22 protein-coding genes are annotated in these 25,868 nt (G+C 71.8%); 5 read left to right on the forward strand and 17 right to left on the reverse strand.

The genetic code is table 11. From position 1 onward, the window contains the following. Window positions 1–38: 38 nt before the first annotated feature. The 3 genes from RB614_RS12875 to RB614_RS12885 are packed head-to-tail and all read right to left on the reverse strand — an operon-like array spanning window position 39 to window position 3,471. Window positions 39–2,261, reverse strand: a complete 2,223-nt coding sequence (locus RB614_RS12875) for an FtsX-like permease family protein (protein WP_308712689.1) — start codon at window positions 2,259–2,261, stop codon at window positions 39–41. Beyond that, window positions 2,258–2,947 carry an ABC transporter ATP-binding protein gene (locus RB614_RS12880; protein ID WP_308712690.1) on the reverse strand — a complete coding sequence of 230 codons (690 nt, stop codon included), beginning with the start codon at window positions 2,945–2,947 and terminating at the stop codon, window positions 2,258–2,260. Before RB614_RS12880 ends, RB614_RS12875 begins: the two co-directional genes overlap by 4 nt. Continuing rightward, a complete protein-coding gene (locus RB614_RS12885) occupies window positions 2,947–3,471 on the reverse strand; it encodes a PadR family transcriptional regulator (protein WP_308712691.1) in 525 nt (174 codons plus the stop codon). The genes RB614_RS12880 and RB614_RS12885 overlap by 1 nt, the downstream gene beginning before the upstream one ends. A gap of 99 nt (window positions 3,472–3,570) precedes the next feature. On the opposite strand from RB614_RS12885, the gene RB614_RS12890 reads away from it, so the two are divergent. Beyond that, on the forward strand, window positions 3,571–6,369 hold the full coding sequence (locus tag RB614_RS12890) for an aminotransferase class I/II-fold pyridoxal phosphate-dependent enzyme (RefSeq protein ID WP_308712692.1): 2,799 nt from the start codon (window positions 3,571–3,573) through the stop codon (window positions 6,367–6,369). 74 nt (window positions 6,370–6,443) lie between these two features. Continuing rightward, window positions 6,444–7,502 carry a glucose-6-phosphate dehydrogenase (coenzyme-F420) gene (fgd, locus tag RB614_RS12895; protein WP_308712693.1) on the forward strand — a complete coding sequence of 353 codons (1,059 nt, stop codon included), beginning with the start codon at window positions 6,444–6,446 and terminating at the stop codon, window positions 7,500–7,502. Here the strand turns inward: fgd and RB614_RS12900 are convergent. The 3 genes from RB614_RS12900 to RB614_RS12910 are packed head-to-tail and all read right to left on the reverse strand — an operon-like array spanning window position 7,483 to window position 8,887. Further along, a complete protein-coding gene (locus tag RB614_RS12900) occupies window positions 7,483–8,040 on the reverse strand; it encodes a TetR/AcrR family transcriptional regulator (RefSeq protein ID WP_308712694.1) in 558 nt (185 codons plus the stop codon). The two genes, fgd and RB614_RS12900, sit on opposite strands and share 20 nt — an antisense overlap. Next, window positions 8,037–8,360, reverse strand: coding sequence for a DMT family transporter (locus RB614_RS12905; protein ID WP_308712695.1), 324 nt, complete (start codon window positions 8,358–8,360; stop codon window positions 8,037–8,039). Before RB614_RS12905 ends, RB614_RS12900 begins: the two co-directional genes overlap by 4 nt. Before the next feature lie 59 nt (window positions 8,361–8,419). Next, window positions 8,420–8,887 (reverse strand): aminoacyl-tRNA deacylase, encoded by a 468-nt coding sequence (locus RB614_RS12910; RefSeq protein WP_308712696.1) that lies wholly within the window; start codon window positions 8,885–8,887, stop codon window positions 8,420–8,422. Between the two features lie 18 nt (window positions 8,888–8,905). Between RB614_RS12910 and RB614_RS12915 the strand changes: the two genes are divergently transcribed. Beyond that, complete coding sequence (locus tag RB614_RS12915) at window positions 8,906–11,500, forward strand: patatin-like phospholipase family protein (protein WP_308712697.1); 2,595 nt, start codon at window positions 8,906–8,908, stop codon at window positions 11,498–11,500. On the opposite strand, the gene RB614_RS12920 is transcribed toward RB614_RS12915, so the two are convergent. Next, complete coding sequence (locus RB614_RS12920; protein WP_308712698.1) at window positions 11,445–12,467, reverse strand: zinc-dependent alcohol dehydrogenase; 1,023 nt, start codon at window positions 12,465–12,467, stop codon at window positions 11,445–11,447. The two genes, RB614_RS12915 and RB614_RS12920, sit on opposite strands and share 56 nt — an antisense overlap. Further along, window positions 12,467–13,099 carry an adenylate kinase family protein gene (locus tag RB614_RS12925; RefSeq protein WP_308712699.1) on the reverse strand — a complete coding sequence of 211 codons (633 nt, stop codon included), beginning with the start codon at window positions 13,097–13,099 and terminating at the stop codon, window positions 12,467–12,469. Before RB614_RS12925 ends, RB614_RS12920 begins: the two co-directional genes overlap by 1 nt. A 145-nt stretch (window positions 13,100–13,244) precedes the next feature. Between RB614_RS12925 and RB614_RS12930 the strand changes: the two genes are divergently transcribed. Both RB614_RS12930 and RB614_RS12935 read left to right on the forward strand, forming a co-directional pair. After that, entirely contained in the window at window positions 13,245–14,126 is an 882-nt protein-coding gene (locus tag RB614_RS12930) for a Kelch repeat-containing protein (protein ID WP_308712700.1), read from the forward strand. Between the two features lie 68 nt (window positions 14,127–14,194). Then, window positions 14,195–15,697: an Nramp family divalent metal transporter gene (locus RB614_RS12935; RefSeq protein ID WP_308712701.1), complete on the forward strand. Its 1,503-nt coding sequence runs from the start codon at window positions 14,195–14,197 to the stop codon at window positions 15,695–15,697. A gap of 755 nt (window positions 15,698–16,452) precedes the next feature. Here RB614_RS12935 and RB614_RS12940 read toward each other — a convergent pair. The 9 genes from RB614_RS12940 to RB614_RS12980 all read right to left on the reverse strand — a co-directional run bounded on the left by RB614_RS12940 (window position 16,453) and on the right by RB614_RS12980 (window position 25,864). Further along, window positions 16,453–17,004, reverse strand: coding sequence for a sigma-70 family RNA polymerase sigma factor (locus RB614_RS12940; RefSeq protein ID WP_308712702.1), 552 nt, complete (start codon window positions 17,002–17,004; stop codon window positions 16,453–16,455). A 148-nt stretch (window positions 17,005–17,152) separates the two neighbouring features. Further along, window positions 17,153–19,513: a Tex family protein gene (locus RB614_RS12945; protein ID WP_308712703.1), complete on the reverse strand. Its 2,361-nt coding sequence runs from the start codon at window positions 19,511–19,513 to the stop codon at window positions 17,153–17,155. Window positions 19,514–19,690: 177 nt separating this feature from the next. Continuing rightward, window positions 19,691–19,945 (reverse strand): helix-turn-helix transcriptional regulator, encoded by a 255-nt coding sequence (locus RB614_RS12950; RefSeq protein ID WP_308712704.1) that lies wholly within the window; start codon window positions 19,943–19,945, stop codon window positions 19,691–19,693. A 12-nt stretch (window positions 19,946–19,957) separates the two neighbouring features. Beyond that, window positions 19,958–20,839, reverse strand: a complete 882-nt coding sequence (locus tag RB614_RS12955; protein ID WP_428982996.1) for an ABC transporter permease — start codon at window positions 20,837–20,839, stop codon at window positions 19,958–19,960. 52 nt (window positions 20,840–20,891) lie between these two features. Continuing rightward, on the reverse strand, window positions 20,892–21,866 hold the full coding sequence (locus RB614_RS12960) for an ABC transporter ATP-binding protein (RefSeq protein WP_308712705.1): 975 nt from the start codon (window positions 21,864–21,866) through the stop codon (window positions 20,892–20,894). A 49-nt stretch (window positions 21,867–21,915) separates the two neighbouring features. Continuing rightward, window positions 21,916–22,143 carry a flavin reductase gene (locus tag RB614_RS12965; RefSeq protein WP_308712706.1) on the reverse strand — a complete coding sequence of 76 codons (228 nt, stop codon included), beginning with the start codon at window positions 22,141–22,143 and terminating at the stop codon, window positions 21,916–21,918. Window positions 22,144–22,262: 119 nt separating this feature from the next. Next, entirely contained in the window at window positions 22,263–23,459 is a 1,197-nt protein-coding gene (locus RB614_RS12970) for a helix-turn-helix domain-containing protein (RefSeq protein ID WP_308712707.1), read from the reverse strand. A gap of 176 nt (window positions 23,460–23,635) precedes the next feature. Further along, entirely contained in the window at window positions 23,636–25,150 is a 1,515-nt protein-coding gene (locus RB614_RS12975) for a deoxyguanosinetriphosphate triphosphohydrolase family protein (protein WP_308712708.1), read from the reverse strand. A gap of 99 nt (window positions 25,151–25,249) precedes the next feature. Continuing rightward, window positions 25,250–25,864, reverse strand: a complete 615-nt coding sequence (locus tag RB614_RS12980) for a dihydrofolate reductase family protein (protein ID WP_308712709.1) — start codon at window positions 25,862–25,864, stop codon at window positions 25,250–25,252. Window positions 25,865–25,868: the final 4 nt, after the last annotated feature.

The raw sequence follows: 25,868 nt of genomic DNA on the forward strand, positions 1-25,868 counted from the left end.
TAGATGGGCGCTCATGTGACGGAAGAGAAGAGCGGCACCTACTCGTTCCGGGCGGTCTCCGGGCCGGTGATGCGGCGCAGCAGCGGCAGGGTCGAGGCGATGATCGCGAGCGAGGCGACCAGGCCACCGACGACCGCCGCGTAGTACGCCGGGCCGGGCGGGCGCAGCGTGTAGTCCAGCTGTGAGGTGAGGAAGAGCTGCGCGGCGACGAAGCCCATGCCGATCGCGAGCACCGCCACGAGGAGCAGCGGCACCGCACTCTCCACCGCGACCACGCGGCGCAGCGTGGCGAGCGGTACGCCGGCGAGGCGCAGCATGCTGAACGGCCGCTTGCGCTCGGTGAGCCCGCCGGCCACGCTGACCGCCAGGCTGCACCCGGCGATCGCCAGGCTGGCGACGATCACCACGTTGGCAAGCTGCTGCCACTGCACGAGCGAGCGCCGGAAGTCGCTCTCGAAGTCGGCGACCGTGGCGGGGTATCGGCCGCTGTCGGGGAAGGCCGCCTCGAGCACGGTACGCGACCGCTCGACCGCCGACACCGAGCCGTCCGTCGTGACGACGACCGACACCAGTGGCAGCGCTTGGACGCCGGCGGTGTCGATGGGCGCGGCCGGCCATACCGGTGGGTCGTCGGTGGCGCGGCGCGGGCCGATGAGGTCGTGCCACACGTAGGCCACCTCCGCGCCGGGGGAGCAGCTGCCGAACTCCGGCGACCGGGCCAGGTCGGCGCAGGAGATCATCCCGGGGTACCAGTCCGGACTGCCCGGACCGCCGCCGTCACGCGGGCTGGCGTAGACCGGATGCACGGCCTCGACGCCGGATATCGACGCCAGGCCGGCCGGCACCCGCGACCGGCTCGGGCCCTCGCTGCCCTTGGTGTCGAAGGACTGGCTGAGCGTGCTGCTCATCACCGACCCGGTGCGCGGGGCACCCCGCTCCGCGACGATCGTAGACATGACGCCGGTGGCGACGCTGGTGACGAAGAGGGCCAGCGTCAGGCCGCTGACCGCGCGAAAGCCGGCCTGCGGGCTGTCTGCCAGCCGGCGCCCGGCGATCAGCGCGGCGGCGTGGCGGGACCGGCCGGCCAGCAGCCGCGAGCCGACCAGCGTCAGCCACGGCCCGGCCACGACGAGCCCAACCATGATCATTACAAACCCCGACATGTACGCGATGAGCTGCCCGTTGGTCGTGCTCGGGCGCCGGCCGACGAAGTAGCAGAGCTCGGCGACGCCGGCCGCGAGCAGGATCAGCCGCCAGGCCCGCGGCGGGCGCGGCGTGACCCGCCGGGTCACGCCCAGCGGCGAGATCCGCACCCGGCGCAGCGCGAGCCGCGCCGCCACCGCCGCGCCCAGCGGAACGCCGAGGACCACGAGCAGGACGTCGAGGAGGCCGAGCGAGAGGTCGCCGGCGAAGAAACGCTCACCGGTGAACGGGATCGTCGCGAGCGCCGGCCGTAGCGCGAAGAACAGGCCGATGCCGGCGACCGTGCCGGCCACCGCCGCGACGGTCGACTCCACCGCGGAGATCACCGAGATCTGCCGGGGTGTCGCGCCGACCAGCCGCATCGCGGCGAAGCGCTGCTCGCGGCGGGCGGCGGCGAGCCGGGTCGCCGTGCCGATCAGGATCAGCAGCGGCACGATGAGGGCGCCGGCCACCACCGACAGCACCAGCGTGATCCCCTCGGTGCCGATGCCGATCACGCAGCGGTCGCACTCGCTCGGATCGGTCGTCATGATGCTCGCCACCCGGTCGGCGCCGGGCATCCTGGACAGCTCCTGCGGGGTACGGCCCACGACGATCAGCAGCGAGTCGGGCGAGGGCAGGGCGCTGTCGCCGATCGTGCCGATCTCGTGGCCGGGAAACCGGTCGGCCAGCTCCGCCTCCGGGCTGGTCCGCAGCAGCTCGCCGAGCGCCGGCGAGACGTAGAACTCACCCGGGCCGGGCAGCCGCGGGATGCCGGGCGGCACCGGCGAGTCCGGACCGGTGGCCGCGATGTCGAGGCGGCCGATCCGCCGCGCCTGGTGGTAGTCGTCGCGCAGCACCCACCAGCTCGGGTCGGCCGCCTCGGGCCCGGGGGTCTCACCCACGAGCCCGCTGTTGAGCCAGGCGTACCGCTGGTTTTGCGCGCCGACCGCGTTGATCCCGGCGAGCGCGGTCAGGAGCAGCCCCACCCCGAGCGCCACGGCGGCCGCGATGATGACCAGCCGGACGACCGCCTCCTGGCCGCTGGCCAGGGCCAGGCGCAGCCCGAACCGGATCACGAGTGCACCCGCTCCGGCGCGAGCGCGGCCACCTTGCCGTCGCGGACCATGACGTGCCGGTCCGCGTACGCCGCGACGCGTGCCTCGTGCGTGACCAGCACGACCGTGGTGCCGTGCTCGCGCGCGGCACCGACCATCTGGTCCATCACCTGCTCGCCGGTGAGCGAGTCGAGCGAACCGGTCGGCTCGTCGGCGAAGAGCACCTTTGGGCTCGTGACCAGCCCGCGGGCCAGCGCCACCCGCTGTGCCTGGCCGCCCGAGAGCTCGCCGGAACGGCGGCGCTCCAGCCCGTCGAGCCCGAGCCGGCCGAACCACGGACGGGCCTGGCGCAGCGCCGCGTCACGCCGGACCCCGCCGAGCAGCAGCGGCAGCGCGACGTTTTCCTCGGCGGTCAGCTCGGGCACGAGCTGGCCGAACTGGAAGACGAAACCGAAGCTGTCGCGGCGCAGGGCGCTGCGCCTGGCCTCGTCCATCGTGTCGACCCGGCGGCCGGCGAAGTGGATCTCGCCCTCGTCGGGGACCAGGATGCCGGCCAGGCAGTGCAGGAGCGTCGACTTGCCCGAGCCGCTCGGACCCATGATGGCCAGGATCTCGCCGGGCGCGACCGCCACGGTGGCACCGCGCAGCGCGGGCGTCTGCCCGAACGAGCGCACGACGCCACGGGCCTCGATCATCAGGTCACTCATCACTTCACCACCTCCGCGCGGAGCGCGTCGAGCCGGGCCACGGTGGTGTCGATCCAGCGCAGGTCGGCCTCCAGGTGGAAGAGGCCGTGGTCGGCGAGCAGCCCGTCGACCAGGCTGCCGCCCCGCCGGATCTCGGTCAGCTGGCGCATCCGCTCCAGGTGGGCGCCACGCTGGATGTCCAGGTACTCATGGGCGGGGCGGTCGAGCATCAGCGCGAGGACGACCTTGCTGAAGAGCACCGACTGGAGGTGCGGCTCGGCCTCGAGCGGCTGGACCAGCCACGCGTCGAACTCGGTCGCCCCCGCCTCGGTGATCACGTAGCGCTTGCGCTCCGGCCCGACCCCCGGCTGCACCTCGCTGATCACCACTTTGCCGTCCCGGGCCAGCCGCCCGAGCGTGGCATACACCTGACCGAACGGAAGCGGGCGGCCGCGGCCGAAGTAGGTGTCGTAGTCGCGCTTGAGGTCGTAGCCGTGGCTGGGCTCGCGCTCCAGCAGGCCGAGGAGGGTCAACGGGACGCTCATGCCGAGGAGCATACCCCGAGCGTATACATCGCGTATATACCCTCGGAGTATATGGCCTGGTGGGTGTTTACTCCCCGTGTGACGGGTTCTACGGGGGTAGTGCGTTCACCGGTCGCCATCGTTGGTCTGGCCTGCCGTTTTCCGGGTGCGGACGGGCCGGAGGCGTACTGGGAGATGATCCGGGAAGGACGGGTCGCGACCGGTCCGGTGTCGCCGCGCCGGTGGCGGCACCACCACCTGCACCGGCCGGACGACCCGCGGGCGGCCGACTATGCGTACACGGATGTGGTGGCCCACCTCGACGACGTGGAGAGCTTCACAGACGCCGGGTACGGGCTGGCGCCGCGCCGCCTGGAGGTCACCGATCCACAGCACCGGCTGCTGCTCACGCTCACCGGCACGGCACTCGGCGGGCGGGCGATCGGCGATCCCGAGCGCACCGGCGTGTACGTCGGCGCCTCGGTCAGCGAGTACAAGGACCTGCTCACCAGCCGGGTCCGAGCCGGACAGATGGCGGCCGGCGACCTCGGCGAGCCACTCGACCCCGAAGCGGCCCGGGCCGCCGTGAGCGGCGTGGTCCCAATGCGCGCGTTCACGATGGCCGGCGCGTTGCTCAACCTGACCGCGGCCACGATCAGCTCCGCATTCGACCTGCGCGGCCCGAGCCTGGTCGTGGACGCCGCCTGCGCCTCCTCACTGCTGGCCGTGCACGAGGCGGTGGGACACCTGCGCACCGGCCAGGTCGACCTGGCGGTCGCCGGCGGCGTCTACCTCAACCTGGTGCCGGACAACCTCGTCGCGTTCTCCCGGATCGGCGCTCTGTCCCGGGCCGGCGCGTGCCGGCCGTTCGACCGGCGGGCGGACGGCTTCGTGCTCGGCGAGGGCGCGGCGGTCGTGCTGCTCAAGCGCCTCGACGATGCGCTTCGCGACGGCGACCCGGTGTACGGGGTGATCCGCGGCACCGGCTGCGCCAACGACGGCCGCGCCGACGGCCCGATGACCCCGCGCCTCGAAGGCCAGGTCGCCGCGCTCCGCCGGGCGTACGACGACGCCGGCGTGGAGCCGTACACGGTGGGGTTCGTGGAGTGCCACGGCACCGCCACCCCGGCCGGTGACCGGGTCGAGCTCGCCGCGCTCCGCGAGGTGTTCGGCGGCGGTGTGCACGTCTCCAGCGTCAAGGCGAACATCGGGCACGCGCTGCCCGCCTCGGGGATCGCCGGCCTTGTCAAGACGCTGCTGGTGCTGCGCCACGGCGTGATCCCGCCGCAGCCCGGATGCGCGGAGCCGATCCCCAGGCTGGCCGACTTTCGCCTGGCCCAGCGCCCCGAGCCGTGGGCCGGACCGCGCCGCGCCGCCGTCAACTCGTTCGGCTTCGGCGGTACCAATGTGCACCTCGTCCTTGACGAAGGCTCGCCGGACGCCGCCCTCCCCGGGCCGGCGCCGGCGGGTGGCCGCCGGTACTGGGCGGTCACTCCCGGGCTGGACCCGGACCCGCCGGGTCCGTCGCGCGGGCTGCTGGAGGCGATCGCGGCGGCGAGCGACCACCCGGTCGAGGCGCTCCGGCCGGACCAGGCCCTCGTCGCCGACCTCGGCTTCGACTCGCTCATGCTGCTGGACCTGGAGGAGAAGCTGGGCCTGGAACGGCTGCCACCCGAGCTGGTGCAGCGGACCACGACGATAGGCGACCTGCAGGCGTGGGTGGCCGCGCGTGCGGAGGCACCGGCCGACCCGTGGCCCGAGGTGGCCGCGTTCGCCGAGCGCCGGGGACTGCCACAGCGCCTGGGACTGCCCAACCCGTACTTCGTGGCGCACGACGCGGCGCTCGGCGCGACGACCACAGTGGACGGTGTCGAGCTGGTCGACTTCTCCGGGTACGACTACCTCGGCCTCGCCACCGACCCGCGTGTCGTCGCCGCGGCGCGGGAGGCGGTCGAGCGGTACGGCACCTCGGTCTCCGCCAGCCGCCTGACCTCCGGCGAACGGCCACCACACCGCGAGCTGGAGAGGGCGATCGCCGGTCTGCTCGGCGCCGAGGACGCGCTCGCGATGGTCAGCGGCTACGCCACGAACGTCTCGGTGCTCGGCCACCTGCTCGCCCCCGGCGACCTGGTGCTGCACGACGCGTACGCGCACGACAGCATCGTGCAGGGCATCCGGCTCTCCGGCGCGACCCGCCGGGCGTTCCCGCACAACGACCTGGCCGCGCTCGAAGAGGCCCTTTCCGAACAGGCCGGGCGGCACCGCCGCGTGCTGGTGGCGGTCGAGGGTGTGTACAGCATGGACGGTGACCTGGCCGACCTGCCGGCGCTCGCCGACCTGCGCCGCCGGTACGGCTTCCTGCTCTACGTCGACGAGGCGCACAGCATCGGCGTGCTAGGCCGCACCGGCCGCGGCGCGGGCGAGCACTGGTCGATCTCGCCGTCCGATGTGGACATCTGGATGGGCACGCTCTCCAAGGCCCTCGCCAGCTGCGGCGGGTACGTGGCCGCCGGCGCCGCGCTCGTCGACTACCTGCGCTACACCACGCCCGGCTTCCTCTTCAGCGTCGGCCTGCCACCGGCGGCGACGGCGGCCGCGCTCGCCGCCGTGCGTACCCTCGCCGCCGAGCCCGAGCGGGTCGAGCGGCTCCGGGCCAACACCGCCCGCTTCCGGACCGCCGCCGCGGCCCACGGCATCGACACCGGCGGCGGCACCGCACCCGTCATCCCGGTACGCGCCGGCGGGTCCGCGGAGGCACTGCGGCTGAGCGAGCGGATGCGCCAGCGCGGCGTCAACGTCCAGCCGATCGTGGCCCCGGCCGTGGCGGAGGAGGCGGCACGGCTGCGCTTCTTCGTCAATGCCACGCACACGGCCGAGCAGATCGACCAGACCGTCGAGGCGCTGCGGCTCAGCCGATGATGCCCCCTTCCTAGGCAGCGCCGGCAAGATCGCCGTAAGTTCAGGGGTGGTGATCCGGCAAGGGAGGGACGGCAATGGGCCTCACGATCGGCTACAAGGCGTCGGCGGAGCAGTTCGGGCCACGGCAGCTCGTCGAGTACGCCGTGCGGGCGGAAGAGGTCGGCTTGGACAGTGTCTTCGCGTCGGACCACTTCCTGCCCTGGCGGCACGAGGGCGGGCACGCGCCGTTCGCGCTGTCCTGGATGGCGGCGGTGGGTGAGCGGACCCGGCGGGTGAAGATCGGCACGAGCGTGCTGACCCCCACGTTCCGGTACAACCCGGCGGTGATCGCCCAGGCGTTCGCGACGATGGCGCTGCTCTCCGACCATCGGGTGCTGCTCGGTGTGGGCACCGGCGAGGCGCTCAACGAGATCGCGGTCTCCGGCCTCACCTGGCCGGAGTTCAAGGAGCGCTTCGCCCGGCTGCGGGAGGCCGTGCGGCTCATCCGCGACCTGTGGACCAAGGACGAGGTCAGCTTCGACGGCGAGTTCTACAAGCTGGTCAACGCCAGCATCTACGACCGCCCCGAGCGGCCGGTGCCGATATACGTCGCGGCGGGTGGTCCGCTGGTCGCGAAGTACGCCGGCCGGTCCGGCGACGGGTTCATCTGCACCTCCGGCAAGGGCATGGACCTGTACACGGAGAAGCTGATGCCCGCGGTGGCCGAGGGTGCCGCGGCGGCCGGCCGCGACGCGGGCCAGATCGACAAGATGATCGAGATCAAGCTGTCGTACGACCGGGACCACGAGGCCGCCCTGGAAAACACCCGCTTCTGGGCGCCGCTCTCGCTGACCGCCGAGCAGAAGCACACCGTCGACAGCGCCCTGGAGATGGAACGCCTCGCCGACGAGCTTCCGATCGAGCAGGTCGCGAAGCGGTGGATCGTGGCCTCCGACCCGGACGAGGCGCTCGCCCAGATCAAGCCGTACGTCGACGCCGGCCTCAACCACCTGGTCTTCCACGGTCCCGGGCACGACCAGGAGCGGTTCCTGACCCAGTTTGCCGAGGACCTGCTGCCAAGGCTGCGCGCCCTAGGCTCCTCTGGCACCACGGCACGCCCAACGTCGGCGCAGATCAGGTCAGCAGCTTCGTGAGGGACGCGCGCAGCGCGGGCAGGTCGAGCGGCTCGTCCCGCACCAGCGCGTGCACCAGTACGCCGTCGAGGAGGGCCGCCGCGGCCCGCGCCCCTGCCGGCTCGGCGTGCGCGGCGAGGATCCGCACCAGCCCGTCACCCCACGTCCTGGCCAGCGGGCGCAACTCCGGCCGGCGCGCGGCGGCCACGTACAGCTCGGTCTCCAGCAGCGCCTGGCCCCGGTCGGCCAGGTAGTCGGCCATCAGCCCGGCCAGCGTCGCCGGTACGTCCGCGCTGCCCTCCAGCGCCGCCTCCCAGGCGTCCAGCCCGGCGACCATCTCCTCGGTCAGGTGTCGCAGCGCCGCGGCGGACAGGTCGTCGAGGCTGGTGAAGTAGTACGTGGTCGCACCCAACGGGACCCCGGCCCGCGCGGCCACGAGCCGGTGGGTCAGCCCGGCCACGCCCACCTCGCCGACGAGCTGCCCGGCCGCCTCGACGATCTTTCGCCGACGCCCTTCGGGGTCGCGCTTGCTCCGCCCGTCCGGGGCCGGCGAGTTCAATGGGCACCGCCCAGGTTGAGGACGACGACACCCGCCACGACCAGCGCGATTCCGATGACCTTGGTCGCGGTGATCTGCTCGCTGAGGAAGAGGGCGCCGATGATGACGATCAGCGTGGTGCCGAGGCCGGACCAGATCGCGTAACCGATCCCGACCTGCAGGCCTTTCTGGATCGCGGTGGCGAGCGCGAGGAACGAGACCGCGTAGGCGCTCAGGCTGGCCAGGGTCGGCCACAGCCTGGTAAACCCCTCGGTGCTCCTGAGCAGGCTCGTCCCCAACACCTCGGCCCCGATGGCCAACCCGAGCAGCACATACGCCATGACCGCCTCCATCTGGTACGCAAGTACATGTACAAGCGTACACCAAGGCGGGTTGGGACTCAGGAGGTCTCGGGGTCGGTGACGTCGGCGTACGTGGTGTCCAGCGTGGCCAGGGCCGCCTCGGCGTCGAGGGCGACCGCCACGCCGTGCTCGCCCGCACCCAGGGTGATCTCGCGGCCCCGTACGCGTTCGTCGGCGATGACCGGCCAGCTCGTCGTCGAGCCGAAGGGGGTGATGGTGCCGCGCTCGTAGCCGGTGGCCTCCTTGGCCGTCGCCGCGTCCGGCATGGAGAGTCGGCTCACGCCGAGCAGCGTGCGCAGCTTGGGCCAGGAGATGACGCGGCCACCGGGCACGAGCACGAAGAGGAAGTCGTCGCTGCCCCGGCGTACCACTATGGTCTTCACCACATCGGGCACCTCGACGCCCCGCGCCTCGGCGGCTTCACGCAGGCTGCGCACCGGGCCGTGCCGGATGATCCGATACGCGACACCGGATCTGTCGAGCGCGTGCAGCGCGGCACTTGCCATGCACAGCAGACTATCCGCATGGCTGTCCGAAGCTCCGGCGAAGCGCGCCAGGCCCTCCAGCGGCTCATCGGCTCGGCGCGGGTGCCGTACGCGACGCTGCTGCGCGAGGGTGACCTGCCCGGTGGCCTCACCGTCCCCGACCCCGCCGGCGGCCAGCGGTGGCTCTGGTCCGAGCCGCCGCCTGGCACGGTCGGTGGATACGGCGACCCCGAGACGTACGCGCTTTCCGGCGCACCACCGCAAGTATGGGAACCACCACACACAGTGGACGGCGCCGACGACGAGACCTGCCGGTCGTACATGCGGCACAGTGTCGACCTCACCATGCGCGGCGGCACCACCTCCGGTGTCGTCTACCCGCTCGCGGTCTGCGAAGTGGCCAGCCGCTTCCGGGTGCGCAACGTCGGTGGTGCCTCGGCGGGCGCGATCGCGGCCGCGGTCACCGCAGCGGCGGAGGTGGGGCGCAGCAGCCAGCTCCCGGCCGAGCGGTACGCGCCACTGTCCGAAGAGGAGCGTCAGGCCGGGCATGTGCGGCCGGGCTTCGTCGGCATGTCCGACACGATCGCGTGGCTGGCCGAGGTGTCGGCGGAGGACCTCGGCGGCGAGCGCGACGCGTACCGGCTGGCCCAGCTCTTCCGCCCCGGCCCGCGCGACCGGCGGCTCTACGCGCTCGTCACCGCGTTCATGCGCAAGCAGGTGTGGGCCGGCGCGCTGGCGCTGGTGCTGGCGTTCGGCAACTGGTCCAAGCTGTTGATCGCCACGCTGATCGCCGCCGGCCTCTGGCTCGCGGCGTGGGTCGGCGCGCGGCTGCCCTCATGGCCGGCGGTCGACCGGCCCGGTGGCGGCCACGACTGGTGGCGGTACGCCTGGGCCGCGCTCGACCTCTACCTCTTCTTCAACACCGTAGGGGCGCTGCTGGTGCTCGCGCCGATGGTGCTGAGCCGGTCGTCGAAACCTCTGCCACCCCGCTGGCTCACGCTGCTCACCAGCGTCTCCAGCCAGCACCACACCGAGCGGCGGCTGCTGTCACTCTCGTTCTGGCGCCCGCTGACGGCCGTGGCCGTCCTGGCGGTCACGGCGGTCTTCACCTGGCTGCGCTGGTGGGACTGGGTCGCCGGCGCGCTGGCCGGCGCGATACTCAGCCTGGCGATGGGCGCGGTCGTCGCGACCAGCGCCTGGCGCTACTTCGCGACCGTGGGTCGCCGGGGCTTCGGGCTGCTCGCCGGCTCCGCGCCGCGGACCGCGCGGCGCCCGTCGGAGTTTCTCGCCGGTGCGGCACGGCCCACCGTTCCCCGGTCGGTGATCCCGTGGCTGAGCGACTGCCTCAACGAGGTCGCCGCGCTCGACGAGGGCGAGGTGCTGCGCTTCGGGCACCTGTGGCAGGGGCGGTCGTTCAAGCCCCTGGCCGAGGCGACGCCGGACGTCCTCGAGCTGGCCCAGGATCCGCAGCGGCGGCTGGTCAACCTCGAGCTGATCACCACCGACCTGTCCCGCCAGCGCCCGTACCGCTTTCCGCTCACCGCCGCCGACCCGGGCGACCCGGACGCGGACGCCCTCTACTTCCGGATGGAGGATCTCGCGGACGGCGACGACGCGGTCTTCCCGCCGGACGTCATCGAGGCGATGCGCGACCCGAACCCGCGGACGGTGCCGCAGACCGAGCACGACGCCGAACCCGTCACGCTGCACCGGCTGCCCGACCCGTGGAACCTCCCGGTCATCTTCGCGGTGCGGCTGAGCCTCGCGCTGCCCGGGCTCTTCAAAGCCATCCGCCTGTACCGGCTGGCGCCGGCCACCGAGATCGGCGACGAGTTCGGCCGGGGCATCCGCGACCACGCGCGAAACCGTCTCATGTGGCCGGAGGACGGCAAGCGGCGCGCGCAGGAGCTGTGGTTCTCCGACGGCGGCATCACCTCCAACTTCCCGGTGCACCTCTTCGACTCGCCGCTGCCGCGCTGGCCCACGTTCGGGCTCAACCTCGGCCAGCACCCGTACCAGTTTCCGCATCAGGACGTGTGGCTGCCGCAGGACTGGGAGCAGGCCGTGGCGCCGGCGACCGACCTCGGTGGGGGCGGCGCGCGGTTTCTCGGGTCTATCTTGGACACCGCGCGGTCGTGGCGTGACTCGATGCAGACCGCGATGCCCGGGTACCGCGGCCGGGTGGCCTGGGTGCGGCAGCGTACCGACGAGGGCGGCACCAACCTGTACATGCCGCGCGAGATCATCGCCTCGATGGCGCTGCGCGGCGCGCTGGCCGGCGCCCGGCTGACCCGCCGCTTCGGGCACGAGGCCCAGTGGGACCGGCACCGGTGGCTGCGGCTCCGCTCCACAGTAGACAACCTGGACGAGCTGCGCGGGTCGGTGCGGGGGAGCATGCCGTACTACGCCGACATCCTCGCCGGGCGCGAGGAGTTTCTGCGGCGGGCCGCGGTCGACTACCCGTACGACCCGCCGGGCGGGGTGGCGGCCACCTGGTTCGAGCCGGGCGATCCGGCGTTCTGGCCGGCCGCCGGCGCGCTGCTGGACAACCTGACCAAGGGCGACGCCGGCGAGATGCTCACGCGGGGATCGCCTCGCCCGCAGCCGGATCTGCGGCAGGTGCCACCGGAGTAGCCGGCTCCACCACGACCTTGAGGCCGCGGCGGGCGACCGCGGCCTCGAAGGCGTCCGCCGCGGCGGCCAGCGGGTAACGGTCACTGACCACAGTGGATACATCGACATGGCCGCGGCGCACGAGGTCGATCGCCCGCGGGTACGTGTCCTTCATCCGCCGCACCATCGCGATGGTGAGTCCCTTGCGGCGCGCCACCGAGGCGGGAAACGTCGTGCTGTCGCCGTCCGGGATGCCCACCAGTACCACGCGGGCGCCCGGGCCGGCGGCCACCATCGCCGCCTCGACGGCCGGATCGGTGCCGGCCACCTCGAACGCGACGTCGACGTCGAGCCCGGCCGGGTTGTCCACAATCGACGCTCCGTACGCCTCGGCCGCCCGCTGTCGGTGCGGCAGCGGCTCGGCGGCGTAGACGGCGCGGGCACCCATGAGCCGGGCGAGCTGCACGAGCAGCAGGCCGATCGGGCCGCAGCCGAAGACACCCACGCTCATGCCGAGCCGCAGGTGGGCGAGGTCAAGTGAGTGCAAGGCGACGCCGAGCGGCTCCAGCATCGCGCCGTCGGCGTCGGAGAGCGCGTCCGGGAGCGGGTGCAGGCGATCGGTGGGCCAGGCCATGTACTCGCGCAGGCCGCCGTCGAGCGCACCGTGGCCGGCGAAGCGGATCGACCGGCAGAGGTTGGGATGGCCGCGCAGGCACAGGTCGCACCGCTCGCACGGGATGGCCGGATCGATCGCCACCCGCTCGCCGTGCCGCGGCCCACCCTCGATCACGCCGGCCATCTCGTGCCCGACCGCCAGCGGCTTGTCGAGTCGGGCGTCGCCGATGCCGGCCTCGCTGTACCAGTGCAGGTCGGAGCCGCAGAGCCCGACCGCCGTCACCTTGACGAGGCTCTCGTCCGGCCCGGGAGCCGGCGCGGGCTCGTCGGCGACGCGGACGTCCCTGACCCCGTGCAGCCGTGCGGCCCGCATCAGAGGCCGAGCTTCTGCCGGATGTCGCGCTGCACCGTGTCCGGGTCGGGGCGGGCGTCGACCGACACCACGTACTCCTTGCGGCGGAAGATGTCGAGCACGGGCTTGGTCTTGCCGTGGTACTCGCGCAGCCGCGCGGCCAGCGCCTCGGGCGTGTCGTCGGCCCGGGTGACGAGCTCGCCACCGCAGACGTCGCACTTGCCTTCCACCTCGGGGCGATCGGCGATGAGGTTGTAGTCCATGCCGCAGCGGGAGCAGAGCCGCCGGTTGAGCACGCGGCGGTGCACCTCCTCGTCGGGCAGATCGAGGTGGATGACGCCGTCGATGTCGTAGCTCTCCAGGAAGAACTCCGCCTGCCGTCCGTTGCGCGGAAAGCCGTCGATGACGAAGCCGTAGTTCCAGTCGTGCTGCTGCAGGCGCTCCCTGACCACCGCCTCGACCTGGTCGTCGCCGACCAGCTCGCCGGCCGCCATCGTGCGACGGACCTGGGCACCGAGCTTGGTGTGGTGCTGCACGTGCCAGCGGAAGATGTCACCGACGCTGATGTGCACCAGGTCGAACTCCCGGCAGAGCAGCGTGGCCTGGGTGCCTTTGCCGCTGCCCTGCACGCCCATCACGACGTACTTGCGCATGAGGTGCACGATCGCACACCCTTGGTCGATGCGACTGCGGCACCCCAGTCTGCTCCTCACCACCCTCCTCGCGACCGCGGCGTGCACGGGCTCCACGGACGAGCCTCGTACCACGGAATCTGCCCCTGGATCCCCGGCGCCGAGCGTGACCACGGCCCTGAGCTGGCAGCGCCTGGCCGCCGCCCCCTCGGCCCGCACCGAGGTCGCGGCCGCGACCACCGGCTCCCGGGTGTACGTGGTGGGTGGCTACCGGGCGGACGGCGGCACGGTCGCGACCGTGGAGGTCTTCGACACCGCGACCGGCCGGTGGGAGTCCGGGCCGGACCTGCCGGTCGCGGTCAACCACGCGATGGCGGCGACCATCGACAACCAGGTGTACGTCTTCGGCGGCTTCCTGGCCAACGGCGACCCGGGGCGGGACGCGTTCAAGCTGGAGGGCGGCGCGTGGCGGGCGATCGCCCCGCTGCCGCAGGAGCGGGCGGCGGGCACGGCCGTGGCGCAGAGCGGCAAGGTGTACGTGGCCGGTGGCCTCAACGCCGGTGGGCTGGCCCGGCAGATGCTCGTGTACGACCCGGCCGCAAACATCTGGACCAGCGCGCCGGGCCCGCCCACGCCCCGCGAGCACCTGGGCGGCGCCGGGTTCGCCGGCAAGGTCTACACGGTCGGTGGGCGCGCGGGTGGGCAGGGCAACTTCACCGCGTTCGAGTCCTTCGACCCGACCACCAACCAGTGGACGGTCCTGCCCGACCTGCCCACCCGCCGGGGTGGGCTGGCCGCGGCGGCGACCTGCTCGGGGCAGGTGGTGGCGGTCGGCGGCGAGGCGGACGCGACGTTCGAGGAGGCGGAGGCCTTCGACGTCAAGACCGGCACCTGGGCCTCGCTACCGCCGATGCCCACGCCCCGGCACGGCCTGGGCGTGATCGCGATGGGCACCACGCTGTACACGTTCGCCGGGGGCCCGAAGCCCGGCCTGCACGTCGCCGACACAGCCGAATCGATCGACTTGGCCCCACTTGGACCCTGTTAGGGCGTGACATAAATCACTTGATAGATCATCCTTGATTGGAAAGGGGGGTCTACTCAAGGAGGCGCCTCATGGCTGAGGTGACAGACGATGTACGCACCTACCAACTCGGGGTCAGCCGCCCACCACTGACCGTTACCGACCTGCCGGAGCCGGAGGAGGTCTTCGGCGTCCGGCGTCTCGGACCGCGCGAGCTGATCAAGTACGCCATCGGCCCCAGCCTCATCGCGCTGGGCATCTCCATCGGCAGCGGCGAGTGGCTGCTGGGCCCGCAGGCCGTCGGGCAGTACGGCTTCGTCGGCGTCGGCTGGGTGATCCTGGTGTCGGCGCTGCTACAGACCTTCTACAACGTCGAGAGCTCACGCTACGTACTGGCCACCGGCGAAGTGCCCGTCGTCGGCTGGGGCCGCGTGCCGCCGGGGTGGTTCCTGTGGGTGCCGATCTCGGTCGGGGTCGTCATCTTCGCGTTCATCGCCGGTGGCTGGGCGGCCAGCGCCGGCCAGGGCCTGTACGCGCTGGTGCACGGCGAGGTGCCCCCGTCCGGCGCCGAGGAGCCGCGGATCTGGGCGATCGCGCTGCTCGTACTCGTCTTCGTGATCACGGCCTCGGCCCGCCGGATCAGCCGTGCGCTCGAGCTGGCCAACTGGGTGATGGTCGTCTCCGTCCTCGTCGGACTGCTGCTCATCGACCTCTTCGTCGTGCCGTGGGAGCTGTGGTGGGACGGCATCAAGGGCTTCGTCACGCCCGCCGCGCCACCCGAGGGGATCACCGCCACGCAGCTCGGCGCGCTCGCCGGCTTCACCGCGCTCGCGTCCGGCCTCAACTGGTACGTGATGGGCCACTACCGCGACAAGGGCTACGGCATGGGCTTCCGCACCGGGTTCATCGCCGGGCTCCGCGGCGAGGGGAGCAAGCTCGAGCCGAGCGGCATGACCTTCCCCGACGACGCGGCCAACACCGCGCGCTGGCGCCGCTGGTACCGGCTGCTGCTCACCGACATGTGGGGCGTCTTCTTCGTCGGGGCGATGCTCGGCATGCTGCTGCCGACGATCCTGATGGCCCACGCGGTGGAGTCCACAGGGGAGCGACCCACGACGGCAAACGTGCCGACGTTCGTGGCGAGCGCCCTCGACGACCAGTACGGCACGACCCTCTTCTACCTCGCGCTCGTGCTCGGCGTGCTCATCCTCTTCAGCACCCAGCTCGGCATCTTCGAGGCGATGGTGCGGGTCACCACCGACGCCGCGCACGCCACCAGCCCCACCCTGCGCCGCCTGATCGAGGGTGATCCGCGGCGGTTCTACTACCCGTTCATGTTCCTGCTGATGGTGGTCATCGCGGTGATCCTGCACCTGGCGCTGCCGGTCAACCTGGTGCAGTGGTCGGCCAACATGTCCAACCTGGGCGCGCTGATCTTCCCGTTCATGCTGATGTACCTGAACAGCAAGCTCCCCCGGCCGGCTCGCCCCCGCCCGTACCACTACGTGATCCTGGGGCTCAACGTCCTGTTCTTCGGCTTCTTCTTCATCAACTTCATCGCCGACTTCCTCGGCAGCCCTCTGATCACCTTCTGACCCGCCGCCGTCAGGGCCCGCTGGAGAGCGGGCCCTGACCCAAAGATCCAGCCTAAGAGAAGATTCCGAGCTGCCGCGATGCCTGCTGTTGACCGGCCTGGGCGCGCCAGGTCGCGATCGATCAAGGACAGCACCGAGCGGCCGACGAGATCGTGGTACGCAGTTGCCCTCAGGCGGGCGGATCCGTACCACGATCTGCTGGGACGGTCCCGATCTCAAGCCGTGAACTCGGGTCGAGGTCCGTGCGTCCTCCTTGATCGGCGTCGGGGGTCGGTCTGCGCCTTGGGCTAATCGTCCCCGGCGTTCGGGGTGCAGGGCATTGGGTCCGGACCGTTGCCCCGCGGCCTCAACCTCCGCGGTTCACCACCCAAGCCGACGCGCAGATCGTGGTACGCAACTGCCCCTCCAGGGGCACCTGAGTACCACGATCTATTCAGAGCCGGCCGGCGTCGATGTCGATCAAGGAGTGGCTCCTCCTCCAGGCCCCGGGTTGGGCGCATGGACGGGGCAGCTCGGTAGCTTCGCGCGCGCATCGACTGCACGCGCCGCGGGCCGCGCACGCGGCCGGAGCGGCAGGACGCAACGGTCTGGACCACCGCGGGCGTCCCGGCAGCTCGAATCTTTGGAAGCCACCAGCGGCGCGGGCCGTCCGGTCACTATGCGGTGGCCACCAACCTTTGCCGGCTTCGCCGGGCCGTGTGACCAGCGGCCGAAGGCCGCGGTCACCCGGTGAACGTTAGTGGTCACCGCACTGACTAGCCGGTCACGCCGCGTTTTTCGAGGGCGCTGCGCAGGGCGCGCAGGGCGTAGTAGACGCGGGACTTCGCGGTGCCGAGCGGCAGGCCGAGTGCCTCCGCCGCCTCCGCCACCGTGCGTCCCTTGAAGTACGTCTCCAGCAGCATCTCCTGGTGTGGCTGGCTGAGTGTGCGCAGCGCGTCGGTCACAGTCATGCGGCGCAGTACGTGGTCGCTCTCATCCGGCTCGGAGACGTTCTCCAGGTCCACGCCGTACGCCTCGGCGGGGCGTGCGCTCTGGCTGCGGTGCTCGTCGATCGCGATGCGGCGGGCCACGGTGACCAGCCACGGGCGCAGGGAGACCTGGCCCTGCGCACCGAGCCGGTGCGCGTTGCGCCAGCCGCGCAGGAGGGTCTCCTGCACGATGTCTTCCGCGCGCTGCCGGTCGCCCGCGACCAACTGGAGGACGAACCTCAGCAGCGGTGCCGCGTGCTCCTCGTACAGCTGGCGAACCAGAGCGTCCTCGTTGCCCTCGCCCCGCTGGTGGCGTCCCGCGGTCAGCCCCGACGTCATGCGCGGCAGCCCGACGCGAACACGGTCACTGACACCCTCACCTCACGGTCTTCGGCATGACCGGGCCGGGCGCGCCCGACCCCCTGCGTATAGGAGATGCGGTACGCGCTGTGCGATAACAGAAACTATCTCGTGTCTACCGGGCGGTTTAGCGGGGGCCGCCGAGTCCCTTGTCGAGCCCGGCGCGGCGCAGCGCGTCGGCCATCGCACCCTGCGGCTGGCGGGCCGGCTGAGCTGGGCGTTTGCCACCCTGCCGGGCCGGCCGCTCGCGGCGTCCCTGGCCGGCGGCGGCACCGTTGCCCCCGGCTCTCGCCTTGTCGGCGCCACCCTCGTCGTCCAGGCGGAGCGTCAGCGAGATCCGCTTGCGCGGCACATCGACGTCGAGCACCTTCACCCGGACGATGTCGCCCGGCTTGACCACGTCACGCGGGTCCTTGACGAACGTCTTCGACATCGCCGACACGTGTACCAGTCCGTCCTGGTGCACGCCCACGTCGACGAACGCGCCGAACGCCGCCACGTTGGTGACCACACCCTCCAGCACCATCCCGGGCTGGAGGTCGGCCAGCTTCTCCACGCCCTCGGCGAAGGAGGCCGTCTTGAAGGCCGGCCGCGGGTCGCGACCCGGCTTTTCCAGCTCCTTGAGGATGTCGGTCACCGTGGGCAGGCCGAACGTGTCGTCGACGAAGTCGACGGGCTTGAGCGACTTCAGGATCGAGGAGTTGCCGATCAGCGCGGGAAGGTCGCTCTTCGTGGCGGTCAAAATGCGACGGACCACCGGGTACGCCTCCGGGTGCACGCTGGACGCGTCGAGCGGGTCGGCACCGCCCGGGATACGCAGGAAGCCCGCGCACTGCTCGAAAGCCTTCGGCCCGAGCCGCGGCACCTCCTTGAGCGCCTGCCGGCTGTGGAATGGGCCGTTGCTGTCGCGGTGCGTCACGATGCTCGCGGCCAGCCCTTCGCCGATGCCGGAGACCCTGGTCAGCAGCGGTGCGGAGGCGGTGTTTACGTCCACACCGACCGCGTTGACGCAGTCTTCGACCACCGCGTCGAGCGAGCGGGAGAGCTTCACCTCCGACAGGTCGTGCTGGTACTGCCCCACGCCGATCGACTTGGGGTCGATCTTCACCAGCTCGGCCAGCGGGTCCTGCAGGCGGCGGGCGATCGAGACCGCGCCGCGCAACGAGACGTTGAGGTCGGGCAGCTCCTGCGAGGCGTACGCGGAGGCGGAGTAGACCGACGCCCCGGCCTCGGAGACCACGATCTTCGTCAGCTTGAGCTCGGGGTGCCGCGAGATCAGGTCGCCGGCCAGCTTGTCGGTCTCCCGCGACGCCGTACCGTTGCCGATCGCGACGAGCTCGACCTTGTGCGCGGCGGCCAGCTTGGCCAGCGTGGCGATCGACTCGTCCCACCGGTGGGCCGGCACGTGCGGGTGGATCGTTTCGGTGGCGACCACCTTGCCGGTCGCGTCGACCACCGCTACCTTCACGCCGGTGCGGAAGCCGGGGTCGAGCCCCATCGTCGGGCGGGTGCCGGCGGGCGCGGCCAGCAGCAGGTCACGCAGGTTGGCGGCGAAGACCCGGACCGCCTCCTCCTCCGCCGCCTGCCACAGCCGGCTGCGGATATTGGCATCCAGGTGGATCAGGATCCGGGTACGCCAAGCGGAGCGCACAGTGTCGAGCAGCCACCGGTCGGCCGGCCGCCCCTTGTCGGCGATGCCGAAGTGCCCGGCGATCCGCGGCTCGTACGAGTTGGGGCCGTCGGCGTCCTCCGGCTCCGGCGTCAGGTCGAGGACCTCTTCCTTCTCACCCCGAAACATCGCCAGGATCCGGTGCGACGGCAGCTTGGTGAACGGCTCGGCGAAGTCGAAGTAGTCGGCGAACTTGGCGCCGTCGTCCTGCTTTCCGTCCCGTACCTTGGCGACCAGCCGCCCGCGCGCCCACATCTGCTCGCGGAGCGCCCCGATGAGGTCGGCGTCCTCGGCGAACTTCTCTACCAGGATGTGGCGCGCCCCTTCGAGCGCCGCCGTTTTGTCCAGGCCTTCCTTCGCGTACGCCTCCGCGGCCGCCAGCGGATCCTGCGCGGGGTCGCTGAGCAGCGACTCGGCCAGCGGCTCCAGCCCGGCCTCGCGCGCGATCATCGCCTTGGTCCGCCGCTTCGGCTTGTACGGCAGGTAGATGTCTTCGAGCCGCGCCTTCGAGTCGGCCGCCATGATCTGCGCTTCGAGCGCCTCGTCGAGCTTGCCCTGGCTGCGGATCGACTCCAGGATCGCGGCCCGCCGCTCGTCCATCTCGCGCAGGTAGCGCAGCCGCTCCTCCAGCGTACGAAGCTGCGCGTCGTCGAGGGCGCCGGTGGCCTCCTTGCGGTAGCGGGCGATGAACGGCACGGTCGCCCCGCCGTCGAGCAGGTCGACCGCGGCGGACACCTGCCGCTCCCGCACACCAAGCTCGTCGGCGATCCGCTGGGTGGTCGAGATCCGCTGAGCCGCCGGGGACAGATCTGAAGTCACGCAGCGATCCTAGGTGCTCCGCCCGCGCGCCACGACCGACACGGTGTCCGGCGATTCACCGTTCCGTCCCCTCACAGAGCCCAACGCGGCGACCCCGCTGCTGGTCACTGCCCATCCACGCCTTTTCCGGACCGCAAATCGCCGCCGTGGACAATCATGCCGGACGATGAACGATCGTTACGCGCTACGTTGGGCGTCCGCGTTGGAGGCGGCGCCGATCCGCGGAAACGGGTCGATCGAAAAGAGCACCTCGACCGGTACCTCGAAGTAGCGGGACAGTCGCAGCGCCAGGTGCAGGCTGGGGCTGAACTCGCCACGTTCGAGGTAGCCGACCGTCTGGTAGTGGACGCCCAGCGCCTCCGCCAGCTCGCGGCGGGAGATGCCCCGTTCGGCGCGCAGCATGGCGATGCGGTTGTAGATGACCTCACTCATCCGCGCCGCCCCTCATGTGATTCGCTGCATGGCCTTTTCCCGGCGCTCCGCCACCCGGGAGCCGGACTCGCGGCGGGCCATGCGGCGCAACACTATCGGCGCGACGACCAGGCCGAGGATGGCCCACGCGCCCAACACGCCGACGGTCTCCAGGTGGCGCCACGACTCGCCGATCTCGACGGCCGCCATGTCGCCGGGCAGGAACGCCGAGCGCATGCCCAGCCCCAGCCAGTAGATGGGGAAGACCTGGGCGAGCCACTGGAGCCACACCGGAAAGTTGGTGATCGGGTAGAAGATGCCCGACGTGGCGATCAGGCCCATCAGCGGCAGCATGATCATGCCCATGTTGCGCGGGTTGGTGACGAGCGAGCCGAAGATCGCGCCGATCGGCATCGTGGCGACCATGCCGAGCAGCACCACCCAGATCAGGGTGAGCCAGCTCGACGCGCCGCGCACGGAGAGGCCGTCCAGCAGGAGCAGGCCGGGTACGAGCTGGATGGTGAGGCTGATCAGGCCCATGCCCGCCACCAGCGTGATCTTGCCGATCAGGTAGCCGACCATCCCGTTCGGGATCGCCTTGGCGCGCAACAGCGTGCCGTCCTCCCGGTCGACGGTCAGCGCCATGGCCATCGTGACCAGCCCGCCGAACGCGACGTTCATGCCCAGGGCGCTGGGCATGGTGCGCGAGCCGAGCGAGAAGCTCGTGCCCGGCACCGTCGCATTGCGCATGAAGAAGATGACCACCAGCAGGAGCACCGCGGGAAAGATGTAGTTCCACAGGTCCTGGCCATTGGTGAGCGTGTGCCGCAGCTCGATGCGACCGCGGGTCAGCCCGGCGCGGGCCGCGCGCATCGCCGGCCGTCCGGCCGAGAGGGCCGCTGGGATCGCGCTCATTTCGGGCCCCGGCCAAAACGTGGAGCGAAGCGGAGCGTTTTCGTTGGGTGATTCAACGAGTGACCTCCTCGAACGCGCGCAGGGCCGACGCGCTGCGCCCCGACTCGTACTCCCGGACGAAGGCCATGTAGGTGTCCTCCAGGCTGGCGCGGCGGACCTCGAGGTCGGCGATGGCCTCGCCGTACTGCTGGAAGAGCTCCCGCACGAACGCGGTGGCGTCGCCGGTGGAGTGCACGAACCGGTCGCCGTCGCGGCTCCACCGCACCTCGGCGTCGGCGGCGACGCGGCGGGAGAGCTGGTCGGGCGAGCCGTCCGCGATGATCGCGCCGCCGGCCAGGATGAGGATGCGGTCGGCGAGCTTTTCCGCCTCGTCCAGGTCGTGCGTGGTCAGCAGGATCGTGGTGTCGTCGATGTCGGCGAGCCGGTGCACGAGGTCGTGAAACTCGCGGCGCGCCTCCGGGTCGAAGCCGGCCGTCGGCTCGTCGAGGAAGAGCAGCTCGGGCCGGCCGACGATGCCGATCGCGACGTCGAGGCGGCGGCGCTGGCCGCCGGAGAGCTGGCTGACCCGCTTGCCCGCGTGCGGCGTGAGGCCGACCGCGTCGATCAGGTCGTCGACGTCCCACGGGCGGCGGATCCGCGGCGTCGAATACGGTGTGTAGTAGAGCCCGAGGTGGGCGAGGAGCTCGCGCACCTGCCACTTGCCATGGTCGCGCCAGGACTGGAGCACCACGCCGAGCCGGGAGCGCCACCGCTCGTCGCCGTGGCCCGGGTCGACGCCGAGCACCCGCACATCGCCGGCGGAGCGGATCCGAAAGCCTTCCAGGATCTCGATCGTGGTGGTCTTGCCCGCCCCGTTTGGCCCCAGCAGCGCCACCACCTCACCGCGCTGGGCGGTGAAGGAGACGCCGGTGAGCACGTCGGTCGTCCCGTATCGCATGCGAAGGTCGTGGACCTCGATCGCGGCGAGGTCGTCGTCGGGCGGATCGCTGACCGCCGCCGGTGCTCGCAACTGCCTTACGACGGTCATACGTGTCCCCCGTCTCGTCTAACCAGTCCTCCAAACTGTAGTACATGTACTACGGGCGGGTCCAGGCGATAAACCGCTGGTACAGCTCCGTCGTCGATGCGCCGGTCAGCTCGCCGGCGGCGTGGCCGAGCTGCGTCGCCATGTAGACAGCGAGGTTGACACGCTGCTCGCCGTACTCCTGGCCGAGCTGCTCACGGGCCTCGTCGCAGGGCCAGTGGGCGCCGCAGATCGAGCACGTCCAGGACGGCCGGTTCGGCGCATGGTCGCCGTCGGCCATGCTCTTTCACCCCCATCGTCACCCGACGTGAGGCAACGTACGGCGGCGGCCGGCCGGCCCGGTGTGGCGCGCTGGGCGACCCCGTCGCCACCGGCGTGCCGGCCCGGGGACACCACGTCCTACCCGGTGGCGGCGATGCCGATCCGCTCGGCGAGACCGACGAGGCCGGGCAGGCGCTGCTTACGCCGGCGGGGCAGCAGCTCGGCGATGATCGTGTGGACGATCGTCTGGTGCGGCAGCATCTCCGCCGCCAGCGCCTCGACGGTACGCAGCGTGTCGACCGCGTCCTGGGAACGCCAGTCGGTCATCTGCGCCCACGCCACGTTGAGCAGGTAGCGGGCGTGCATCGCGGTGGGCGCCGCCTCCGGGTGCTCGACCCGCTCGGCCAGCTTGATCGCCTGGCGCGGGCGGTCGGCGGCGATCGCCACGTCCACCGCCTTCATCGCCGCGACCGTCGGGCCGAAGGCCATCCCGACGTACCGGCTGCGCTGGTCTCCGGCCATCCTCGCGGCGGCCGCCCGGACCAGCCCGAGCATCTCCTGCGCCTCGGACTGGCGTCCGGACCGGGCGATGGCCGTCGTGCCGTACCGGAGGAGCTCTCCCCAGACCGCGAGCTGGTCGACGGAGGCCCGGGACAGCGCCGGCTCCACCTGCTCGGCCGCGGTCACCGCGACGTGCTCGGCCTCCGACCACAGGCCCTGCCGGGACAGCACCCACGACCGGGTGGCCTGCTGGCCGGCGAAGAGCAGCTCGTCACCGGAGGCCTCGGCGGCCCGCGCGGCCTCGGCGAGCGCGAGGTGGGCCAGGTCTTCGTGCGCGAGGTGGGCCAGGAGCGAGGCGGTTAGCTGGAGCAGCTCGGCCAGCGTCGCGGACGCGGCGGCCCGGTCGCCGGGCGAGGCCGTCGAGACCGCCGCGCGCGCCCCGGCGATCCGGTCGGGCAGGTCACGGGCGAGCTCGGCGTAGCGGCCGGCCCAGTACAGGCGCCACGCCTCCCGGGCCTCCCGGCGCAGGTCGTCAAGCACCGGTGGCTCCGGGTCAGGACGGCGCACGCCCAGCACCGCCCGCCGGATCGCGCCCACCTCGCCGCTGACCCGACCGGCCGGCAGCCCGCGCGGCTTGCCCAGCAGGTCGGCCGGCGAGACGTCGAGCGCGTTGGCGAGGGCGGTGAGGCTGGCGATCCGGGTGGCGTGGCGTTGTCCCTGCTCAAGCTTGCGCACCAGGTCGACGGAGACGCCGGCCCGCTCGGCCAGATCGCGCTGTGACATGGCCCGCCGTCGGCGCAGGGCGGACAGTTGAGCGCCGAGCGTCGATCGCATCGCAGCTCCCCAGGACCGTCTTGGATCGACGGTATGTGCTGCGCACGGTGCCGTGAAGACCCCGAAGGGTGACGGAACAGCTCGGTTTACTCACTCATCCGGGCGGATCTGTGATCGAAGCTCCCCTCAAGTCGTTCTAGCGACTTGAAAGGAGCTTCGATCACAGGCCATCACCTCTAAAGGACGAAGGCGTCCGTCCACAGTTGGCGGGAGCGGCCGGAGAGGGCGTCGAGCAGGGCGACCGCCTGGCTGTCGGTCAGTGCCGCGACGAAGTCGATCACCGCTCTGCCGCGGGCCTGGATCGACCGCTCCGGGCCGGGGGCACTCCCGTCCAGGGCCTGCAGCTCGGCGTCGGCCAGCTCGACCAGGTCGTGCAGCCGCCGCGGCAGGCGGGCCTGCTCCTCGGGGTCGAGCAGCCATTCGTACAGCGCCTCGACCAGGGTGGTGAGCAGGCTGGCCTGGCCGCGCTGGTGCAGCGCCAGGTCGGGACGGGCCAGCACGAAGCCCTGGTGGACGAACTTCAGCACCTGCACCTCGTGCCACTGTGCCGGCGCGAGCAGTACGTGCCCGGAGCGCACCGGCGGGTCCGGCACCACCGTGATCGCGCCGATCAGGCGGCGGGTCCAGCGGGCGGAGAAGCGGGCCACGTACTGCTCGGCCTCCACCGAGCCGTCGAACGAGGCGGCCAGCAGCCCGTCGACCAGCTCGTGCCGTACCTGCTCGACCGCCGCCGCGAACGCCTCGTCGTCGCTGATCCACCCGTCCTTGCGGTGCAGCTGACGGCGCAGCCGCTCCACCGAACGCCCGGGCCGCCGCACCCCGGCGTCCAGCTCGGCGTCGGGCAGTTTGCGCAGCTCAGCGTGCTCGTTTTGCCAGGCGATCAGCTCGGTCGCCACCGAACCCTGCTGGAGCACCCCGACCCGGTGAAAGTCCTCCACGTCGTGGATGGCGTACGCGATGTCGTCCGCCGTGTCCATCACGGACGCCTCGACGGTCTGCTGCCAGTCGGCGATCCGCCCGGCGAACGGCTCGCGCGCCTGACGCAGGTCGGCCACCTCGGTCGTGTACGCCCCGAACTTCGCCGACCCGCTCTCCGGGTCGCCCGGCGGTGGACTCGCCCCGCGCGGCGGCGGGTCGAGGTGGCGGGGGTGCGGCTCCGGGTACGAGTGGCGGGTCCACGGGTACTTGAGCATCGCCGCCCGCACCGCCGCCGTGAGGTCGAGCCCGATGGTGGTAGCGCGGCGGATCTCGGTGCTGGTGACGATCCGGTACGACTGCGCGTTGCCCTCGAACCCGTCGGGCAGGCCGAGCCGCTGCCGGGCGAGCCGGTCGAGCACCTGCTCACCGAGGTGCCCGAACGGCGGGTGCCCGAGATCATGGGCGAGTGCGGCCGCCTCCACGACGTCGGGGTCGCACCCGCCCAATTCGTCGAGAAGCCCGCCGTAGCGCCCGTCGGCGATCAGCCGCTCGGCGATCGCGCGCGCGACCTGGGCGACCTTGAGGCTGTGGGTGAGCCGGTTGTGCACCAGCAGCCCCGAGCCGCCCGGGCTGATCACCTGCGTGACGCCGCCCAGCCGGCTGAAGAACGGTGAGCTGACGATGCGGTCACGATCGACCCGGAACGGACTCGCCGCAAGGTCGCCGGGCGCGATCGCGGTGCCGCCAAACAGACGCCGGGCCCGCTGATTCATGCCTACCCCGCTCCGTCGCTCGGCGCTCGGCCACCGTCGTGCTCAAGGCCCGTAGCCTCACGACTCCCGCTCACAATCCGACGTTAACCCACTCCACCCTCAGGAGATCTCGGCTGTGCCGAACTCCGGGCGCCCGGTCGGCCGGTACACCTGGATGGTCACGCCCGCCGGGGTCGAGCGGGACTCCACGAGGGAGACCCCGGTGGCCACGCCCCGCTCCGGGAAGAGCCGCTGACCCTCGCCGAGGATCACCGGAAAGATCATGAGGCGGTACTCGTCCACCAGATCGTTCTCGTGCAGGGTGCGGACCAGCGCACCGCTGCCGTGCACCTGGAGCTCCCGCCCCGGCTGCTCCTTGAGCTTGGCCACCGCCGTGGGCACGTCCCCGCCGAGCACGGTGACCGGACCCCACCGCGGATCCGTCAGCGTGTTCGAGGCGACGTACTTGGGCAGCGTGTTGAGCTTGCTCGCGACCGGGTCGTTCGGGTCGGTGGCCTTGGGCCACGCGCTCGCGAAGATGTCGTAGGTGTGGCGGCCCAGCAGGAACGCGTCCACCTCGGCGAAGACGCTGTCCACGTAGCTGCCCAGCTCGGCGTCGAAGTGCGGCATCACCCAGCCGCCCCGGGTGAAGTCGCCGCGCCGGTCCTCCTCCGGACCGCCAGGCCCCTGCATCACGCCGTCGATCGAGAGGAATGTCGTCACCGTCAGTTTCATCACG

Source organism: Phytohabitans maris (genome assembly GCF_031085175.1).
GTDB classification, from domain to species: Bacteria; Actinomycetota; Actinomycetes; order Mycobacteriales; family Micromonosporaceae; genus Phytohabitans; species Phytohabitans maris.

Bases quoted from the DNA above. Each gene is read 5' to 3' on its own strand.
- fgd (WP_308712693.1), top strand. From the start codon at position 6,444: ATGGGCCTCACGATCGGCTACAAGGCGTCGGCGGAGCAGTTCGGGCCA.
- RB614_RS12880 (WP_308712690.1), bottom strand. From the start codon at position 2,947: ATGAGTGACCTGATGATCGAGGCCCGTGGCGTCGTGCGCTCGTTCGGG.
- RB614_RS12935 (WP_308712701.1), top strand. From the start codon at position 14,195: ATGGCTGAGGTGACAGACGATGTACGCACCTACCAACTCGGGGTCAGC.
- RB614_RS12960 (WP_308712705.1), bottom strand. From the start codon at position 21,866: ATGACCGTCGTAAGGCAGTTGCGAGCACCGGCGGCGGTCAGCGATCCG.
- RB614_RS12940 (WP_308712702.1), bottom strand. From the start codon at position 17,004: ATGACGTCGGGGCTGACCGCGGGACGCCACCAGCGGGGCGAGGGCAAC.
- RB614_RS12955 (WP_428982996.1), bottom strand. From the start codon at position 20,839: ATGAGCGCGATCCCAGCGGCCCTCTCGGCCGGACGGCCGGCGATGCGC.
- RB614_RS12905 (WP_308712695.1), bottom strand. From the start codon at position 8,360: ATGGCGTATGTGCTGCTCGGGTTGGCCATCGGGGCCGAGGTGTTGGGG.
- RB614_RS12975 (WP_308712708.1), bottom strand. From the start codon at position 25,150: ATGAATCAGCGGGCCCGGCGTCTGTTTGGCGGCACCGCGATCGCGCCC.
- RB614_RS12970 (WP_308712707.1), bottom strand. From the start codon at position 23,459: ATGCGATCGACGCTCGGCGCTCAACTGTCCGCCCTGCGCCGACGGCGG.
- RB614_RS12925 (WP_308712699.1), bottom strand. From the start codon at position 13,099: ATGCGCAAGTACGTCGTGATGGGCGTGCAGGGCAGCGGCAAAGGCACC.
- RB614_RS12980 (WP_308712709.1), bottom strand. From the start codon at position 25,864: ATGAAACTGACGGTGACGACATTCCTCTCGATCGACGGCGTGATGCAG.
- RB614_RS12950 (WP_308712704.1), bottom strand. From the start codon at position 19,945: ATGAGTGAGGTCATCTACAACCGCATCGCCATGCTGCGCGCCGAACGG.
- RB614_RS12920 (WP_308712698.1), bottom strand. From the start codon at position 12,467: ATGCGGGCCGCACGGCTGCACGGGGTCAGGGACGTCCGCGTCGCCGAC.
- RB614_RS12915 (WP_308712697.1), top strand. From the start codon at position 8,906: ATGGCTGTCCGAAGCTCCGGCGAAGCGCGCCAGGCCCTCCAGCGGCTC.
- RB614_RS12965 (WP_308712706.1), bottom strand. From the start codon at position 22,143: ATGGCCGACGGCGACCATGCGCCGAACCGGCCGTCCTGGACGTGCTCG.
- RB614_RS12885 (WP_308712691.1), bottom strand. From the start codon at position 3,471: ATGAGCGTCCCGTTGACCCTCCTCGGCCTGCTGGAGCGCGAGCCCAGC.
- RB614_RS12910 (WP_308712696.1), bottom strand. From the start codon at position 8,887: ATGGCAAGTGCCGCGCTGCACGCGCTCGACAGATCCGGTGTCGCGTAT.